This is a genomic window from Bradyrhizobium sp. Kon56 (genome assembly GCF_055807635.1).
Window position 1 is genome coordinate 1 of record NZ_JBVVOU010000515.1, and the last position, 255, is coordinate 255.

A 255-nucleotide genomic window follows, 5' to 3' on the forward strand; every position below is an offset into this window, starting at 1 on the left:
GGTCAGTTGGTCGCCGATAGCCTTGTGCAGCAGGGCAGCAACCACCGAGGAGTCAACGCCGCCGGACAGGCCGAGCAGGACGTTATCGGTGCCGACTTGGGCACGCACTTGAGCGATGGCGTCTTCAGCGATTTTGGACGGGGTCCACAGCGCTTCACACTCGCAGATGTCGAGGATGAAGCGCGCCCGCGCCTATATCCGCATCGATGGCGCCTTCGACAGCCTGGCGTTGATCGAGAACGTGCCGCTGCAAGC

The 255-nt window shown here is 63.1% G+C and carries 1 pseudogene; it reads right to left on the reverse strand.

What is annotated here, in order from left to right:
• Positions 1-126 (reverse strand): annotated as a pseudogene (locus tag AC0L3B_RS39890) (asparagine synthase-related protein); the annotation flags it as partial.
• Between the last annotated feature and the right edge of the window lie 129 nt (positions 127-255).